This is a genomic window from Cellulosimicrobium sp. NPDC057127, from assembly GCF_042670945.1.
Taxonomy (GTDB): domain Bacteria; phylum Actinomycetota; class Actinomycetes; order Actinomycetales; family Cellulomonadaceae; genus Cellulosimicrobium.
Map to the genome: position 1 here is coordinate 26,231 of NZ_JBHUUP010000006.1, position 16,227 is coordinate 42,457.

At 76.7% G+C, this 16,227-nt stretch carries 13 protein-coding genes and 1 riboswitch; of the genes, 6 read left to right on the forward strand and 7 right to left on the reverse strand.

All coding sequences use genetic code 11. The annotated features are described in order from the left end of the window. Positions 1 to 102: 102 nt before the first annotated feature. Both ACFTZA_RS07545 and ACFTZA_RS07550 read right to left on the reverse strand, forming a co-directional pair. Complete coding sequence (locus ACFTZA_RS07545; protein WP_378192431.1) at positions 103 to 2,652, reverse strand: ABC transporter permease; 2,550 nt, start codon at positions 2,650 to 2,652, stop codon at positions 103 to 105. Beyond that, entirely contained in the window at positions 2,649 to 3,479 is an 831-nt protein-coding gene (locus ACFTZA_RS07550; protein WP_378192433.1) for an ABC transporter ATP-binding protein, read from the reverse strand. The genes ACFTZA_RS07545 and ACFTZA_RS07550 overlap by 4 nt, the downstream gene beginning before the upstream one ends. A gap of 176 nt (positions 3,480 to 3,655) precedes the next feature. After that, a riboswitch (TPP riboswitch) is annotated at positions 3,656 to 3,759 on the forward strand. 70 nt (positions 3,760 to 3,829) lie between these two features. Between ACFTZA_RS07550 and ACFTZA_RS07555 the strand changes: the two genes are divergently transcribed. From ACFTZA_RS07555 to ACFTZA_RS07570, 4 genes are all read left to right on the forward strand, one after another. After that, on the forward strand, positions 3,830 to 4,954 hold the full coding sequence (locus ACFTZA_RS07555; RefSeq protein WP_378192435.1) for a thiamine ABC transporter substrate binding subunit: 1,125 nt from the start codon (positions 3,830 to 3,832) through the stop codon (positions 4,952 to 4,954). 56 nt (positions 4,955 to 5,010) lie between these two features. After that, a complete protein-coding gene (locus ACFTZA_RS07560) occupies positions 5,011 to 6,726 on the forward strand; it encodes an ABC transporter permease (protein WP_378192437.1) in 1,716 nt (571 codons plus the stop codon). After that, the gene (locus ACFTZA_RS07565) at positions 6,726 to 7,946 is read left to right on the forward strand and encodes an ABC transporter ATP-binding protein (protein ID WP_378192439.1); all 1,221 of its coding nucleotides are present in this window, start codon (positions 6,726 to 6,728) and stop codon (positions 7,944 to 7,946) included. Before ACFTZA_RS07560 ends, ACFTZA_RS07565 begins: the two co-directional genes overlap by 1 nt. A 68-nt stretch (positions 7,947 to 8,014) precedes the next feature. Continuing rightward, complete coding sequence (locus ACFTZA_RS07570; protein ID WP_378192441.1) at positions 8,015 to 8,335, forward strand: DUF4235 domain-containing protein; 321 nt, start codon at positions 8,015 to 8,017, stop codon at positions 8,333 to 8,335. Between the two features lie 44 nt (positions 8,336 to 8,379). Here the strand turns inward: ACFTZA_RS07570 and ACFTZA_RS07575 are convergent, their stop codons facing one another. Both ACFTZA_RS07575 and ACFTZA_RS07580 read right to left on the reverse strand, forming a co-directional pair. Beyond that, on the reverse strand, positions 8,380 to 9,066 hold the full coding sequence (locus ACFTZA_RS07575) for a response regulator (RefSeq protein ID WP_378192443.1): 687 nt from the start codon (positions 9,064 to 9,066) through the stop codon (positions 8,380 to 8,382). After that, positions 9,063 to 10,346 carry a sensor histidine kinase gene (locus ACFTZA_RS07580; RefSeq protein ID WP_378192445.1) on the reverse strand — a complete coding sequence of 428 codons (1,284 nt, stop codon included), beginning with the start codon at positions 10,344 to 10,346 and terminating at the stop codon, positions 9,063 to 9,065. The genes ACFTZA_RS07575 and ACFTZA_RS07580 overlap by 4 nt, the downstream gene beginning before the upstream one ends. Before the next feature lie 201 nt (positions 10,347 to 10,547). Here ACFTZA_RS07580 and ACFTZA_RS07585 point away from each other — a divergent pair, with 201 nt between their 5' ends. Beyond that, complete coding sequence (locus ACFTZA_RS07585; RefSeq protein WP_378192448.1) at positions 10,548 to 11,012, forward strand: DUF6069 family protein; 465 nt, start codon at positions 10,548 to 10,550, stop codon at positions 11,010 to 11,012. Positions 11,013 to 11,175: 163 nt separating this feature from the next. After that, on the forward strand, positions 11,176 to 11,790 hold the full coding sequence (locus ACFTZA_RS07590; RefSeq protein ID WP_378192450.1) for a dihydrofolate reductase family protein: 615 nt from the start codon (positions 11,176 to 11,178) through the stop codon (positions 11,788 to 11,790). A gap of 28 nt (positions 11,791 to 11,818) precedes the next feature. Here ACFTZA_RS07590 and ACFTZA_RS07595 read toward each other — a convergent pair whose 3' ends face one another. The 3 genes from ACFTZA_RS07595 to ACFTZA_RS07605 are packed head-to-tail and all read right to left on the reverse strand — an operon-like array spanning position 11,819 to position 16,226. Continuing rightward, positions 11,819 to 13,417 carry a SpoIIE family protein phosphatase gene (locus ACFTZA_RS07595; protein WP_378192452.1) on the reverse strand — a complete coding sequence of 533 codons (1,599 nt, stop codon included), beginning with the start codon at positions 13,415 to 13,417 and terminating at the stop codon, positions 11,819 to 11,821. After that, positions 13,414 to 15,183 (reverse strand): ATP-binding protein, encoded by a 1,770-nt coding sequence (locus ACFTZA_RS07600; RefSeq protein ID WP_378192455.1) that lies wholly within the window; start codon positions 15,181 to 15,183, stop codon positions 13,414 to 13,416. Before ACFTZA_RS07600 ends, ACFTZA_RS07595 begins: the two co-directional genes overlap by 4 nt. Further along, positions 15,180 to 16,226: an ATP-binding protein gene (locus ACFTZA_RS07605; protein ID WP_378192457.1), complete on the reverse strand. Its 1,047-nt coding sequence runs from the start codon at positions 16,224 to 16,226 to the stop codon at positions 15,180 to 15,182. Before ACFTZA_RS07605 ends, ACFTZA_RS07600 begins: the two co-directional genes overlap by 4 nt. Between the last annotated feature and the right edge of the window lies 1 nt (position 16,227).

Below are 16,227 nucleotides of genomic sequence, written 5' to 3' on the forward strand. Positions count from 1 at the left end.
TCGGTCGTTCGGGCGGCGCCGGTCGGTCGTCGCACCATCACCGTAGTGCGAGGACGGGGCCAGGCGCCGCCCGGCACGCTCACGGGCGGGCGGGGCCGGCGCTCACGCGTGGCTCACGGCGTCGAGCACGGGCAGGCGTGCCGCCCGCACCGCCGGCCAGACCGCGGCCGCGACGCCGACGACGACGGCGAGCCCGAGCATCGCCGCGAGCTGCGCCCACGGCACGGCCAGGGTCGAGAAGCCCTCGTCGGCGAGGACCGACGGGAGGGCCGCGGCGACGCCCGTGCCGACGGCGAGCCCGACCGCGGTGCCGAACACCGCGACGAGCACCGACTCCAGGACGATCGTCCCGGCGAGCTGGGTACGCCCGAGGCCCACGGCGCGCAGCAGCCCGATCTCGCGCGTGCGCTCGACCACCGACAGCGCGAGCGTGTTGACGATCCCGAGCACGGCGACGAGGACGGACAGCCCGAGCAGGGCGTAGACGATCGCGAGGACCGACTCGACCTGGGCCGCGACCTCGCCGGCGAACTCCTGGGCGTCCAGCACGGACGCCACGACGAACGGCGCGACGGCCTCGGTCACGCGGTCGTGGACCACGGCCGGGTCCGCGTCGTCCGCGACGTCGAGGAACACCATCTCGGGCGTCGTGGCGCCGACCTGCGCGGCGACCTCGGTGGGCAGCAGCACGTCGACACTGAAGGCCTGGGAGTCGATCACGGCGCCGATGCGCACCTCCCGCGGCGGTGCGTCGGGCCGTGCGGGGTCGGCGAGGGCGATCGTGTCGCCCAGCTCCCAGCCGTGCTCGTCCACCGCGTCGGCCATGACGGCCGCCTCTCCGCGCGCGTACGCCGCGAGGTCGCCCTCGGTGGCGGTGGTGCGCACCGACCGGCCGAAGCCGTCGGCGGGGAACCCGACGACGAGCTGCGGCTCGTCGTCGACGAGGACCTGCCCGTACGTGACGACGTCGGTGGACGCGACGCCGGGGACGGCGCGGACGGCGTCGGCGGCACCCTGCGGGAGGTTCGGCGTCGCGGACCGGACGACGAGGTCCGCGGCGGTCTCCTGGTCGACGATCTGGTGCACGGACTCGCGGGCGGACACGGCGAGGACCGACGTCGCGGAGACGAGCGTCATGCCGATGACGAGCGCGCCCGCCGTCGCGGCCGTGCGGCGGGGCTGGCGCGTGACGTTGCCGCGGGCGAGGCCGCCGAGCGGGCGCACGAGCCACGCCGCGGGTGCCGCGAGGACGGACAGCACCGGCGGGACGGCGACCGGCGCGAGCAGCAGGACGCCGGCGAGGGTCAGTGCCGCGCCCGCGCCGAGGACCGGCGCGGCACCGCTGCCGGTGGCGTGCGCGACGACCACGAGCGCGACCCCGCCGAGCAGCGCGGCGGCCCCGGACAGGAGTCGCAGCGGCCTCGTACGGCCGGGCCCGGAGGCGGCGTCCTGCCGCATCGCCTCGACCGGACGGACGAGCGCGGCGTGCCGGGCGGGCAGCGCCGCCGCGCCGACCGACACGAGCACGCCGACCAGGAGGGGGACGACGATCCCCGCGGTGGTCACGGGCAGGGCGCCGTCGAGCTCCATGCCGACCGCGCCGAGACCCGTCCGGGCGAGCTCGGCCAGCCCGAAGCCCGCGGCCACGCCGAGCAGGGCCCCGACCGCGCCCACGACGGCCGCCTGCGCGACGACCGACCGGAAGACCTGCGCCGGTGACGCGCCGACCGCGCGCAGCAGCGCGAGCTCGCGCGTCCGGCGCCGCACGTGCATCGCGAAGGTGTTGGCGATGAGGAACGTCCCCACGAACAGCGCGAGGGCGGCGAACACGAGCAGGAACGTCGACACGAAGCCGAGCTGCTCGGCGATCGCGTCGGACGTCTCCGCGCGCAGCGCGTCGCCGGTGACGACCTCGACGCCGCCGGGGACCGCGTCGGCGAGCGCGTCGCGCAGCGCCTGCGGCGAGGTGCCGTCGGCGGCGTGCACCGCGACCGTCGGGACGAGGCCGTCCGGCGCGTACGCGGCCGACGCCGTGGCCTGGTCGAGCAGGACCATCGTCGCACCCGCCATCGGCGCGGACAGCGAGACCTCCCCGACGACGTCCACCGGCCGCACGTCGTCCCCGAGCACCACGTCGGTGCGGTCGCCGACGGCGAGCCCGGACGCCTCCAACGTGGCCGACTCGAGCGCGACCTCGCCCGGGCCGCGGGGTGCGCGGCCGTCGACGACGCGCGGTCCCGGGTCGCGCGGGTCGTAGGCCGTCGCGAAGCTCGGTGCCTGGGTGCTGAGCACCGCGGTGCCGTCGGCGCCCACGAGCACCGCGGGGCCGCTCACCTCCGGCAGCGCGAGCGCGACGTCGTCGCGCGACGCGACCGTGGCGGCGAGGTCGGCCGGCACGAGGGCGCGCACCGCGTCGGCGGGGGCGGCCCCGTCCGCCGGCGCGCCCGCCGGGGAGGACGCCGTGACGGTCCCGCGCAGGTACACGTCGGCCTGCACCGACGACGCGACGATGTCCTCGAAGGTCGACGACAGCATCGCGCGCAGCGCGAACGTCCCCGTGACGAACGCGACGCCGATCGTCACCGCGAGCACCGACAGGACGAGCTGGGCGCGGTGCGCGCGCACGCCGCGCAGCGCGATCCGGCCCATCATCGGGCGACCGCCGCGACGTGCCCGGCGTCCGACGGCGTGCCGGACGGTGCGTCGGGGCGTGCGGCGGGCCGTGCCGGGCGGGCGGGCGTGATCGCACCGAGAGTGTCGAGCACGGCCTGCGGGTCGGGGTCGCGCAGCTCGCGCACGACCCGGCCGTCCGCGAGGAAGAGGACGCGGTGGGCGTAGGAGGCCGCGATCGGGTCGTGCGTCACCATCGCGACCGACTGCCCGAGGTCGTCGACCGAGGTCCGCAGGAACGACAGGACCTCGGCGGCGGCCCGCGAGTCCAGGTTCCCGGTTGGCTCGTCCGCGAGCACGACGGCGGGCCGGGACACGAGCGCCCGCGCGCACGCCACGCGCTGCTGCTGGCCGCCCGACAGCTCCGCCGGGCGGTGACCCAGCCGGGGGCGCAGGCCCACGGCGTCGACCACCTGGTCGAACCACGCCCGGTCCACGGGCCGGCGCGCGATCGCGAGCGGCAGCGTGATGTTCTCCTCGGCCGTGAGTGTCGGGACCAGGTTGAACGACTGGAAGACGAAGCCGATCCGGGTCCGGCGCAGGCGGGTCAGCCGGCGCTCGCTCATCGACGAGACCGTCTCGCCGTCCAGCACGACCGTCCCCGAGGTCGGGGTGTCCAGACCCGCCAGGCAGTGCATCAGTGTCGACTTGCCGGAGCCCGACGGGCCCATGATCGCCGTCAGCCGTCCTCGCTCCAGGTCGACGTCGACCCCGTCCAGGGCCCGGACGCTCGTCGTCCCCCGCCCGTACGTCTTGACCAGGCCACGGCCCGTCGCGACCGCCGTCGTGCCCGACGCCTCGCTGCTCATCGTTCCTGCCTCCCGTGCGTGGAGCCCGGCGGGACGCCGGGTCGTGACGACCCTCTCGTCGCGCCGCACGGCCGGGCATCGGGGGACGACCCGGAGCGCTCCCTGGTCGTCCCCCGAGGCGGCTCCCGGGTGGCGCTCAGGGTGCGCTCAGGGTCCGGCGCGCGGTGTAGGCTCGTGGGGAACGACAGGGGAGCTCCCCGGGAGCTGAGAGTGCGGACCACCGCAGACCCTCGAACCTGATCCGGTTAGCACCGGTGGAGGAAGTCGGGATCTCGACCACCCGTGCGCGCCGGCCGTCCGGCCGTGCGCGCGGCGGTGGAACCCCTCCTGAACGTCCAGGGAGGACACACGTGCGACACACCACGACCAGCCCGACGGCCGGCACGGCGACCGGCCCCGTCCGCCACGCCCGCGCGCTGGCCGTCGCCGGCGGCACGAGCCTCGCGCTCCTCGCGCTCGCCGCGTGCGGGGGAGGGGGCACGGAGGACGCCGGCGGGGCGGACGGGACGGACGGCGGTGCGGGGGGCACCGTCACGCTCGTCACCCACGACTCGTTCGCAGTGAGCGAGGACGTGCTCGCCGCGTTCGAGGAGGAGAGCGGCCTGACGGTCGAGCAGGTCGCGCCCGGCGACGGCGGCGCGCTCGTCAACCAGCTCGTGCTCACGAAGGACGCGCCGCTCGGCGACGCCGTCTTCGGCATCGACAACACGTTCGCGTCCCGCGCGATCGACGAGGGCGTCCTCGAGCCGTACACGCCGGCCGGGCTGTCCGACTCCGCGGCGCAGTACACGATCGGCGACGGCGAGCTCACGCCCGTCGACCTCGGCGACGTCTGCATCAACGTCGACCACACGTGGTTCACCGAGCAGGGGATCCCCGAGCCCGTGACGCTCGAGGACCTCACGAAGCCGGAGTACCGCGACCTGCTCGTCGTCACCAACCCCGCGACGTCGTCGCCCGGCCTGGCGTTCCTCCTCGCGACCGTCGGCGCCTTCGGCGAGGACGGCTGGGAGGACTACTGGGCCGACCTGCGCGACAACGGCGTCAAGGTCGTCGACGGCTGGTCCGACGCCTACTACGTCGACTTCTCCGGCGCCGAGGGGGCCGGACCGCGACCGCTCGCGCTGTCGTACTCCACCTCGCCCGCCTTCACCGTGACCGAGGACGGCACCGCGTCGACCACCGGCGCGCTGCTCGACACGTGCTTCCGCCAGGTGGAGCACGCCGGCGTCCTCGCCAACGCCGAGAACCCGGAGGGCGCGCGCGAGCTCGTCGACTTCCTCGTCAGCGAGGCGTTCCAGGCCGACGTCCCGGAGCAGATGTACATGTACCCCGCCGACGACTCCGTCGCGCTGCCCGAGGGCTGGGCCGAGTTCGCGCCCCTCTCCGAGGAGCCGTTCGACGTCGCGCCCGAGAAGATCTCGGCGAACCGCGACGAGTGGATCCAGGCGTGGACGGCGACGGTCGTCGGCTGATCACCGCCCCCTTGCCCGCCGAGCACGGGACTGGCCACCGGATCCGACGGGATCCGGTGGCTGACCGCGTGCTCGGCGGTGGCTGGTCGCGTGCTCGCCGCGGGGTGCTGTGGGGCGTCGCGGCGGCGGTGCCGCTCGCGTTCCTCGGGGTGTTCTTCGCGTGGCCCGTCGCGACGCTCGTGGCGCGCGGGTTCGTGGTCGACGGCGCGCTCGACCTGTCCGGTTTCGCGGAGACGTTCTCCGAACCGCGGACGTGGCGGATCGTCGGGCTCACGCTGTGGCAGGCCGTGCTCGGGACGACGTTCTCCGTGCTGCTGGGCGTGCCCGGCGCGTACGTGCTGTACCGGTGCCGGTTCCCCGGGCGGCGCGTGCTGCGGGCGGTCGTCACCGTGCCGTTCGTGCTGCCGACCGTCGTCGTCGGCGTCGCGTTCCGATCCCTCCTCGTGCAGGGCGGGCCGCTCGGGTTCCTCGGGCTCGACGAGACGTTCGCCGCGATCGTCCTCGCCCTCGTGTTCTTCAACTACTCCGTGGTCGTGCGCACCGTCGGCGGGTTGTGGGAGCACCTCGACCCGCGGGCCGAGCAGGCCGCGCGGGCGCTCGGGGCCACCCCGTGGCGCGCGTTCCGCACCGTGACCCTGCCGGCGCTCACGCCCGCGATCGCGAGCGCCGCGTCGATCGTCTTCCTGTTCTGCGCCACCGCGTTCGGCATCGTGCTCGTGCTCGGCGGCATCCGCTACGGCACGATCGAGACCGAGATCTGGGTCCGCACGACGCAGTTCCTCGACCTGCGCGCCGCCGCCGTGCTGTCGGTCGTGCAGCTCGTCGTGGTCGCCGCCGCGCTCACGGTCGCGAACCGCACGCGGACCCGCCGCGAGCGGGCGCTGCACCTGTCCTCCGCGGCGAGCGCCGCGCAGCCGCTGCGGCTGTGGCGTGACGGCCGTCCGACGGGCAGCCTCGTCCCGACCGCGCTCACGGCAGTCGTGGTGGTCGTGCTCGTCGGGCTGCCGCTCGGCACGCTCGTCGTCCGGTCGCTGCGCACACCCGACGGCGGCTGGGGCCTCGACAACTACGCGAACCTCGGCACGACGGGCGGGCGCAACGCGCTGTCCGTGACCGTGTGGGAGGCGGCCGGGAACTCGCTGCGCACCGCGGCGCTCGCGACGCTGCTGGCCGTCGTCATCGGCGGGCTCGTCGCGCTCGTCGTGTCGCGCCGGCCGCGCGCGCGTGCGGGACGGCGCGCGGTCAGCGCCCTCGACTCCGTGTTCATGCTCCCGCTCGGCGTGTCGGCCGTGACGGTCGGGTTCGGCTTCCTCATCACGCTCGACCGGCCGCTCGGGCTCGACGTCGACCTGCGCACCTCCGGCCTGCTCGTGCCGATCGCGCAGGCCGTGGTCGCCGTACCGCTCGTCGTGCGCACCGTCCTGCCGACGCTGCGGGCGATCGACCCGCGCCTGCGCGAGGCCGCGGCGACGCTCGGGGCGGCCCCGGGCCGCGTGTTCCGCACCGTCGACGCCCCGATCGCGGCACGCTCGCTCGGCCTCGCCGTCGGGTTCGCGTTCGCCGTGTCGCTGGGCGAGTTCGGCGCGACGTCGTTCCTCGCGCGCCCCGACACCGCGACCCTGCCCGTCGTCATCTTCCGCCTCATCGGCCGGCCCGGTGCGGAGAACTACGGCATGGCGCTCGCGGCGAGCGTCGTGCTCGCCCTGCTCACCGCGACCGTGATGCTGCTCGCCGAGCGGTTGCGCGGCGACCGACCCGGAGGAGAGTTCTGATGGTGCGACCACCGGCCGTCCCCGCACCCGTCGACGTGCCCGTCGACGCGCCCGTCGACGCACCCACGGAGCCGCCCGCGCCGGCGTCCGCGCGCCCGTCCGCAGCCGCCACGGACGAGCGGGCGACGGGCGGGCTCGAGGTGCGCGACGTCGTCGTGCGCTACGCGGGCACAGGGCGCCGCGACACCGGGACGACGGCGGTCGCGGGCGTCGACCTCGACGTCGCGCCGGGCGAGGTGCTCGCCCTGCTGGGGCCGAGCGGGTGCGGCAAGTCGAGCCTGCTGCGCGCGGTCGCCGGGCTCGAGCCCGTCGCGTCGGGCACCGTCGCCTTCGCCGGGCAGGGGCTGGCGGGCGTGCCCGTGCACCGGCGCGGGTTCGGGCTCATGTTCCAGGAGGGCCAGCTGTTCCCCCACCGGGACGTCGCGGGCAACGTCGCGTACGGGCTGGCGGGCCGGCCGCGGGCGGAGCGGGACGCCCGGGTGCGGGAGCTGCTCGACGTCGTCGGGCTCGCCGGGTACGAGGGGCGTCCGGTCACGACGCTGAGCGGCGGCGAGCGCCAGCGCGTCGCGCTCGCGCGCTCGCTCGCGCCCCGGCCGCGCCTGCTGCTGCTCGACGAGCCGCTGTCCGCGCTCGACCGCGGCCTGCGCGAGCGGCTCGCGCTCGACCTGCGCGAGGCGCTGCGCGCGACCGGGACGACCGCCGTCTTCGTCACGCACGACCACGACGAGGCGTTCACCGTCGCCGACCGGGTCGCCGTCATGGACGCGGGCCGGGTGCTGCGGGTCGCTCCGCCCGAGGAGCTGTGGCGCGCCCCCGCGTCGCGCCGCGTCGCGGAGTTCCTCGGCTACCAGGCGTTCGTGCCGCTCGCGGACCTGTCAGCACGCCAGCTCGGCGGGGTGGCGCGTGGTGCTGACACGACGGGGGACACCGTGCTCGCCGTCGGGCCGCGGGGGTTGCACGTCGCCGCCCCGACGGGGCTGTCAGCGCCGGAGCGCACGGGAGCGGCGCGTGGTGCTGACACGTGGGAGGGGACCGTTGTCGGCAGCGTGTTCCGCCGCGGAGCGACGGAGGTCACGGTCGACGTCGTGCTGCCCGGCACGCCCGGCACCGCGACGACGCGCGTGGTGGCGCTCGCGGGTGGGGACGACGAGCCGCCGCGGCCGGGCGACGTCGTGCACGTCGCGGTCGAGCCGTCGGGGTGCGCCGTCGTGCCGGGGTGAGCGCTCCGTCGACCGCTCGGCCACCCGTTCGGCGCGCGACGGGACGATGCTCGTCCTAGCGTCGAGACATGAGCGACGCATCGATCGGCGAGCACCTGCCCGAGAAGCACGGCAGCAAGTCCGCGAAGATCCTCTACCGCCCGGTCGGCATCGTGACGTCGATCCTCGGCGGTCTCGTGGCCGGCCAGGTGTTCAAGCAGGTCTACAAGCGCGTGGGCCCCGGCGACCGCAGGGACGCCCCGAGCCCGCTGCAGTCGGAGTACCCGCTCAAGGAGATCGTCGTCGCGTCGCTGATCCAGGGCGCGATCTACGCGGTCGTCAAGGCGCTCATCGACCGGGGCGGCGCGCGGGTGTTCGAGAAGTGGACGGGGGAGTGGCCCGGCGACTGACCGGCCGCACCGGCCCTGACGCGGCGCGAGCGGCCCTGCCGCCCTCAGCCGTCGTCGGCGCCCGCCTCGTGCACGACGAGCGCCACCTGGGTCCGGTTCTCCACGCCCAGCTTGAGCAGCACGTTCGACACGTGCGCCTTGACGGTCGGCACGCTCAGGTACAGGCGCGCGCCGATCTCCGCGTTCGTGGCGCCGCGGCCGATCTCGACCGCCACGTCGCGCTCGCGCTCGGTGAGCCGGCCCAGTGCCGTGCGCGCCCGGCCGCGCGCCCCGCCGGCGTCCGCGGCCGAGGCCATGAGCCGCCGCGCGATCTCCGGCGACAGCACCGGCTCCCCGGCGGCCGCCGCCCGCACCGCCGCGACGATGCGCTCGGGCGGCATGTCCTTGAGCAGGTACCCCGACGCCCCGGCGTGCAGGGCCCCGGCGACCTCCTCCTGCGTGTCGAAGGTCGTGAGCACGACGACGGCCGGCGCCCCGGGACGGTCCCGCACCTGCCGCGTCGCCTCGATCCCGTCGACGCCCGGCATGCGCAGGTCCATGAGCACCACGTCCGTGGGGTGCGCGTCGAGCACCGCCGCGACCTGCCCGCCGTCGCCCGCCTCGCCGACGACCTCGATGCCGTGGGCGCCGTCGAGCATGAGGCGCAGGCCCGAGCGCACGAGCGCGTCGTCGTCGACGATCACCAGACGTGTGGGACGCTCGCCGTCGCCCGGCCCGTCGGGAGCCCTCATGCGTCCCACGGTAGACGCACGTCGAGGACGAACCCCTCCGCGCCACCGCGACCCGCACCGGCGTCGAGGCGCCCGCCGAGCAGCGCGACGCGCTCGCGCAGGCCGACGAGCCCCGTGCCCGCACCACCCCCGGCGGCCGGGGCGCCGGACGGCACGAGCCGCGGTCCGGCGTCGGACACGACGACGCGCACCTCTCCCGGGGCGACCGTCAGGCGCACGACGACCGGGCTCCCCGGGGCGTGCCGCCGCGCGTTCGTCAGCCCTTCCTGGACCGTGCGGTAGGCGGCGACCGCGACGGCGCTCGGCGGCTCGGCGTCGCCGGTGCGGTCGAGCGTCACGTCCCCGCCCGCCGCGCGCGCCTCGGCGACGAGGCGCGGCACGTCCCCGAGCCCCGGCTGCGGGCCGAGGGGCGTGGCCCCGCGAGCGTCGTCGGGGACGGCGCGCAGCACCCGCACGACGTCGCGCAGCTCCTCGAGCGCGGTGCTCACGCCCTCGCGCACCAGGGCTGCGGCCGCGGCGAGCCGCTCGGGCGAGGCGTCCGGACGGTACTCGAGCGCGCCCGCCGTCGCCGCGAGCAGGGACAGCCGGTGCGCCAGGGTGTCGTGCATCTCGCGCGCGATGCGGGCCCGCTCCGCGAGCCGCGCCTCGGCGACGCGGTGCTCCTGCTCGGACTCCGCACGGCGCGCCCGCTCGCGCAGCGACTGCACGAGGTCGGCCCGCGCCTGCCCGTACGCTCCCCACCCGAGCAGCGCGGCGTGCACCGCCAGGACGCACAGCAGCCACCAGCCGAGCGGCAGGGCGACCGGCCGCCACAGCGCCTGGACGGCGTGGCCGGCGGCCCCCGCGAGCGCGACCGGCAGGGCGGTGCGCAGCGCGGACCAGCGCGCGACGTGCAGCGTCGAGAGCGTCGACGCCGGGGTCGCCGCCCCCGAGACGGCGGCGAGCCCGGCCAGGACGCGGGCGGCCGGTACCGCCCGGCGCGTGAGCAGCAGCGGCGCGGTGGCGAGGGCGGCGACCGCGACCGCGACGTCGAGCCCCCTGCCGAGGACCGTCGTCGAGAGCGGGTCCTCCAGCGCGGGCACGAGGGCGAGGAGCGTGAGGACCGTCAGGGCCGCCCACGCGCCGGCGGCGACCGGCCAGGGCACGACCCGCGCGGTGGGGTCGCGGCGCGCGGACGCGGTCGCGAGGACGGGCGGTGCCGCGAGCGGAGGGCAGTCGCCGACGGTCCCGCGAGGTGCTGCGTCCTGGGGGACGACCGGGGGGCCAAGAGGTGCGCTCATGCCACGGACGCTAGGCCCGGCCCCGCCCCGGGACCACCGACCAAGGTCGGGGCTCGTCGTCCGGCCGGTGGGGGTGGGACGACCGGACGCAGGGGCCGCCGTGGACTCCCGGAGGGCGCGGCACCCGCGGTCGTGCGGCGAGCGTGGTGGCGCCGGCACGGTGCCGGTCGCGGCCACGGCCGCGCGAGGAAGGAGGTCACCATGACCACCACCCGCAACGTCCCGCACCACCCGGCCACCGCACCGTCGGGGACGCCGTCGGGGGCGCGGTCGCCGGTCCCGGACGCACGACGCCGCGTGCCCCGCTGGTCCGTCCCGCTCGCCGCGGCGGCGGTCGCCGCCGTCGTCCTGCTCGTCGGGACGGCCGCCGGCGTCGACGTCGCGGCACGGTCCGGCGCGGCGACCCGCGCCGTCGGGCTCGTCGACGTCGTCGTGGCCGGCCTCCTCGTCGGCCTGCTCGGCTGGGGCGTGCGCGCGCTGCTCGCACGCCTGCGCCGCGACACCCCTGCGCGCGGCGAGCGCGCCTGGCTCGTGACGTGCGCCGTCGTGCTGCTCGTGTCGATGCTCGGCCCGCTCGGCGGCATCGGCGCCGGGTCCGTCGCCGTGCTCGCGGCGGAGCACGTCGCCGTCGGGGCCGTCGTCGCGCTCGGCCTGCGCCGCGCCTGACCCGGGAGCTCGCCGAGCACGGGGCCGGCCACCGTCCTGGGCAGGATCCGGTGGCCGATCCCGTGTTCGGCGGTGCACGATCCCGTGGTCGGCCACCCGATGAGTTCCCGTCCGCGGCGCGGTCCACCACGCGTCACCGACACCCCGCGAAAGGACCGCTGCCATGGCGACGCTCGTCTCGACCCTGTTCATCTCCCTCGACGGCGTGGCGGAGGTCGACCCCGAGTGGCACTTCCCCTACTTCGACGACCACATGGGCCGGGCCGTCGACGAGGACTACCGGGACGTCGACGTCCTGCTGCTCGGTCGCGTCACGTACGACAGCTTCGCGGGCGCGTGGCCCGGTCGGGAGGCGGCGGGGGAGGACGACGCGGCGTACGCCAAGCAGCTCGGGGACACGCGCAAGGTCGTCGCGACACGCGGCAGCCAGGACCTCGGCTGGCGCAACGCCGAGCGCCTCGACGGCGACCTCGTCGAGGCCGTGGCGGCGCTCAAGGAGACGCCCGGCATGCGGCGGATCCTCGTCCCCGGGTCGCTCTCCGTCGTGCGCCAGCTCCTCGCCGCGGGACTGCTCGACGAGCTGCGCCTGCTCGTGCACCCCGTGGCGGCACGCCGCGGCGAGCGCCTGTTCGACGAGGGCGAGCCGCGCTACCCGCTGACGCTCCTGCGCTCGGAGGTGTTCCCGACCGGCGTCGTGCGGCTCGTCTACGCCCCCGCCACGCCGCCCGCGGAGGCCGGGTACGAGGACGTGCGCGACAAGGTGCCGTCCGGCGCGTGATGAGCGCGCCGCGCGGGACGCCGCCGGGTCACGGCCTCCCGCGCCGCACGGCCACGACGGCCACGTCGTCCTCGCGGCCTGCGTCGTCGAACGCGGCCACGAGACGGTCGCACACGATGTCCGGCGAGGAGCCCGCGGCCGTCGCGGCGACGGAGGCCAGGCGGCCGAGCGCCGCACGCAGCGAGGAGTCACGACGCTCGACGAGCCCGTCGGTGAGGAGCACCAGGACGTCGCCCGGTGCGAGCTCCGTGCGGTGGACGGGGCGCACGTCGGGACTCGGCAGGCCGAGCAGGCGCGATCCCGCCTTCGCCTCGACGACCGTCCCGTCGACCCGGACGACCAGGGCGGGGAGGTGCCCGGCGTCCGTCACCTCGAGAGCTCCCGACGCGGGGTCGAGCACGCACACGCTCGCCGTCACGAACTCGGCGTGGTCCTCGCGCAGAGCGTCGTTGAGGAGGTCCAGGGCCCGTCCGGCCGGGTGCCCCTCGCGCAGGTAGGCGCGCAGGGTGAGCCGGACCTCCGCCATCACCGCGGCGGCGCGCAGGGAGTGGCCCTGCACGTCCCCGATGACGACCGCCACCCGGCCGTCCGGCAGGTCGAACGCGTCGTAGAAGTCGCCGCCGACGTCGAGCCGCGCGTCGGACGCCTCGTACCGGGCCGCGACCTCGACGTCGCCGCGGACCACGAGCTCCGCCGGGAGCATCGTCCGCTGGAGCGCGAGCGCGATCCGGTGCTCCTCGGTGAACGTGCGCAGGTTCGCGAGCGCGACCGTCGTCGTCGCGGTGAACCGGCGCACGGCCTCCACCTCCTCGGCCGACGGCCCGGCGGCCCCGTCGTCGAGCTGCACCCCCAGACCGCCGACGAGTGCGCCGTCGGTGTCGACGAGCCACACCGTCCACCACGAGCCGTGCGCGACGCCCGCCGCGTCCAGCAGCGGCAGCCAGGGTGCCGGCAGCGCGTCCGCGTCGAACACGGCTGCCCCCAGGGGGTCGCCGCTCGGCGGGAGGACGGCCACGGTCCCTCGCCCGCGCGTGAGCGGCCCGTGCTCGGACGTGCAGACGCTGCGCAGGACGAGTCCCGCGTCGGCAACGACCATCGCGACGACCGGCCGGCCCAGCACGGCGTGCGCCCCGCGCGCCGCACTGTCGACGACGTCCTCGGGGGAGCGCGCCGTGTGGAGGGGCATGAGTGCAGTGTTGAGCGACTCGAGCCGGCGAGCGGTCCGACCCATGCCCCGCTGGGCGTCGTGCGTGCGGCACAGCGCGCTGATCGTCGCGAGGAACTCGTCGCGGTCGAGCGGCTCGGGCAGGTACGCGTCCGCGCCGCCCTCGAGGCCGGCCGTGCGGGCCGCGGTGTCGACCGCGGTGGCGGACACGTGCAGCACGGGCACGTGCGCCGTCGTCGGGTCTGCCTTGATGCGGCGGCACACCTCGGGCCCGGGGACGTCGGGGAGGTTGACGTCGAGCACCACCGCGTCCGTGGCCGCGGACACGCGCGCGACGCCCGCCGCGCCCGTCCCGGCCTCGACCACGCCGAAACCCGCACGGCGCAGCCAGCTCGCCATGACGTACCGGTGCGCCGGCGTGTCGTCGACGACGAGGACGGTCCGGGTTCCGCTCAGGCTCATCGGGCGCGCCCCGTGCCCCGCAGCGTCGCCACGAGGGTCTCTCGGTCGATCGCGGACTTCGACAGGAACGGCGCGGGCGGGCGGTCCGCGGGCTGGCGCGGCGGCGGGCCGCTCGACATGAGCACGACCGGCAACCCGGGGTGGTGCTGCGCGATCCGGGCGAGGACCGTCAGGCCGTCCGTGCCCGGAATGCGCACGTCGAGCAGCACGGCGTCGGCCGAGGCGTCGTGCAGCAGGGCGAGCGCGTGGGTCGCGTCGTGCGCGACGCTCACCCGCGTCGCGGCGTCCCGGAGCATCGACACGAGCACCGCGGCGTACGCCCGGTCGTCGTCGACGACGAGCACGTGCCCGACCGGTCGCGCGGCCCCGGGAACGGGGTCCGCAGTGGCCGGCGCCGGGGGCACGACGGCTGCGACGGGCACGGCCGGCAGCCGCACGGTGAACGTGCTCCCCGCGCCGGGGTCCGAGGCCGCGACGAGCGTGCCGCCGAGCGCCTCGACGGTCCGCCGCGCGTACGGCAGCCCGAGCCCGGTGCCCGTCACCGTCGGCTGGAGCCGGTTGGGCACCTGCACGAACTCCTCGAACACCGGCTCGAGCTGGTCGGCCGGGATGCCGAGGCCGGTGTCCTCGACGGTGAACGAGACGAGTGCACCCGCGCCGCCGTCACCACCGGCGGCGTCGAGACCGGCCGTGAGCCGCACGTGCCCCGCGTCCGTGAACTTCACGGCGTTGGTGAGCAGGTTGCGCAGCACGCGCGCGAGGAGGCGCCGGTCGGTGACGAGTCGCAGCCCGGGGCTGGCGGCGACCTCCAGCGCGACGCCGGGGCGCAAGAGCGGCAGCGTCGTGCCGCGCAGCTCCGCCAGGAGCTCGGCCACGTCGACGTCCGTCGGGTCGACGTCCTCGTGCCCCGCCTCGGCGCGCGCCAGGTCGAGCAGCTCGTCGACGAGCGTGAGGAGCGTGTGCGCGCTCTCGCGCACGAACGAGACCTGCTGCCCCTGCTCGCCGTCGAGGTGGGAGTCCGAGAGGAGCGACACCAGGCCGATGATCGAGTTCACCGGGGTGCGCAGCTCGTGGCTGACGTTGCGCAGGAACCGCGACTTGGACTCGTTCGCCGCGGCGAGCGCGCGCCCGCGCTCGTCCAGCTCCGCGTACAGGGCGACGACGCCGGTGTTGGTCTCCTCGAGCTCGGAGGAGAGCTGGTCGTACATCGCGAGGACGCCGCGGTTGGTCTCCTCGAGCTCCGTGTTGACGCGGCGCAGCTCCTCCTTCTGCTCGGTGAGCTCGTCGAGGGCCCGCACGAGGTCCGCGTTCTGCACGCGCAGCTCGTCGAGGGCGTCCGCGGTGTGGGCGGCGCGGACGGACCGGCGCGCGGCGGCCAGCGTCGCGTCGTCGGTGCGGGCGGACGCGCCGAGGCCCTTGGTGAGCACGACGCGCCGGCGTGGCGCGTCGAGGTCGAGGCCGTCGACGAGACGGCGCGCCGCCGGGATGCCCCCGTCGCTCGAGCTGCCCTCGGCGGGCAGGGGACCGCTCGCGGCGACCTCCGCGCGGAGCAGCGCGTGCGGGACCCCCGCGACGACGGTGATCGTGACGTCCGCGGGGCCGGACGCGACGGCCGCGCGCCCGACCTCCGACAGCGCGGTCGCGACGCGCACCTGGTCCTGCGCGTCGAGCCCGAGGTGCCGGCCGATCTCCCGCCCGGCGCGGCGCAGCGCGAGCACGTCGGTGTCGGCGCGCAGCTGCGTCGCCAGGAGTGGGGGCCGCCTCACGCGCTGCCGCCCGTCGTCCAGGACGCCGGGAGCACCGCGACGCACTGGTCGTCACGGCGCACCCCGTGGTCGCGCAGCAGCACGCCCGCCACGACGAGCGGCGAGCGCGCCGCGAGGCCCGGGTAGTCGGCGAGCGACCACCGCGCGGTGAGCCCGTCGCTGTGCATGACGACGACGTCGCCCGGCTCGAGCGGGTACGTCGTCTCGCGCAGGGCCCGGCCGTGCGACCCGGCGATCCCGGGGTGGCTGACGAGCCCGCGCGTGCGGGCGCCGTGCACCGCGCCCGCGATGTTCCCCAGGCCCGCGTACCGCAGCGTCGCTCCCGCCGGCTGCGCCACGGCGACGGCCGCGCCGCGCGTGCCGCCGAGCGCGGTGTGGACCCGCTGGACGAGCGCGGCGGGCGGGCTCGCCGGGGCGTCGAGGAAGGCGCGCACCGCGGCGGAGGACGCCGCCGCGGCGAGCGGCCCGTGGCCCAGCCCGTCGGCGACGAGCAGGCTCGGCACGCCGTCGTCGGTCCGCGTCGCGAAGGCGTCGCCCGACACGCTCTGGCCGGTCATGGCCCGGACCAGCCCGGTGGGCGCACCGAGGTGCGCCGGACGGCCGTGCCGCGCGAAGGCCGCGGCCACGACCGTCCCGCGGCCGGGCGCCGTCCACGCGTCCCACGCCGAGGCGAGACGCGGCAGCGTGCCGAGGCCGATGCCGAGCGTCCCGCCGCTGGACACCCCGTCGCGCATCGCCGCGGTGATGTCCCGCATGCCGGGGCCGGCATCGACGGCGAGCACCTCGACCACGGCCTCGTCGCCCGCGCGCCGGACACGGACGTGCACGCTCCCGCCGCCGCCGTGGCGGCACTGGTTCGTCGCGAGCTCCGACACGACGAGGCCCACCTCCGCGGCACGCGTCTCGCCGAGACCGAGGCGCAGCGCGACGGCGCTCGCGGCGCGCCGCACGCCGCCGACCGCCGACGGGTGGTCGACCGTGAACCAGGTCCCGTCCTCGACGGACACCGCGACGTCGTCGGGCGGGGTGGTCGACGGGGTCATC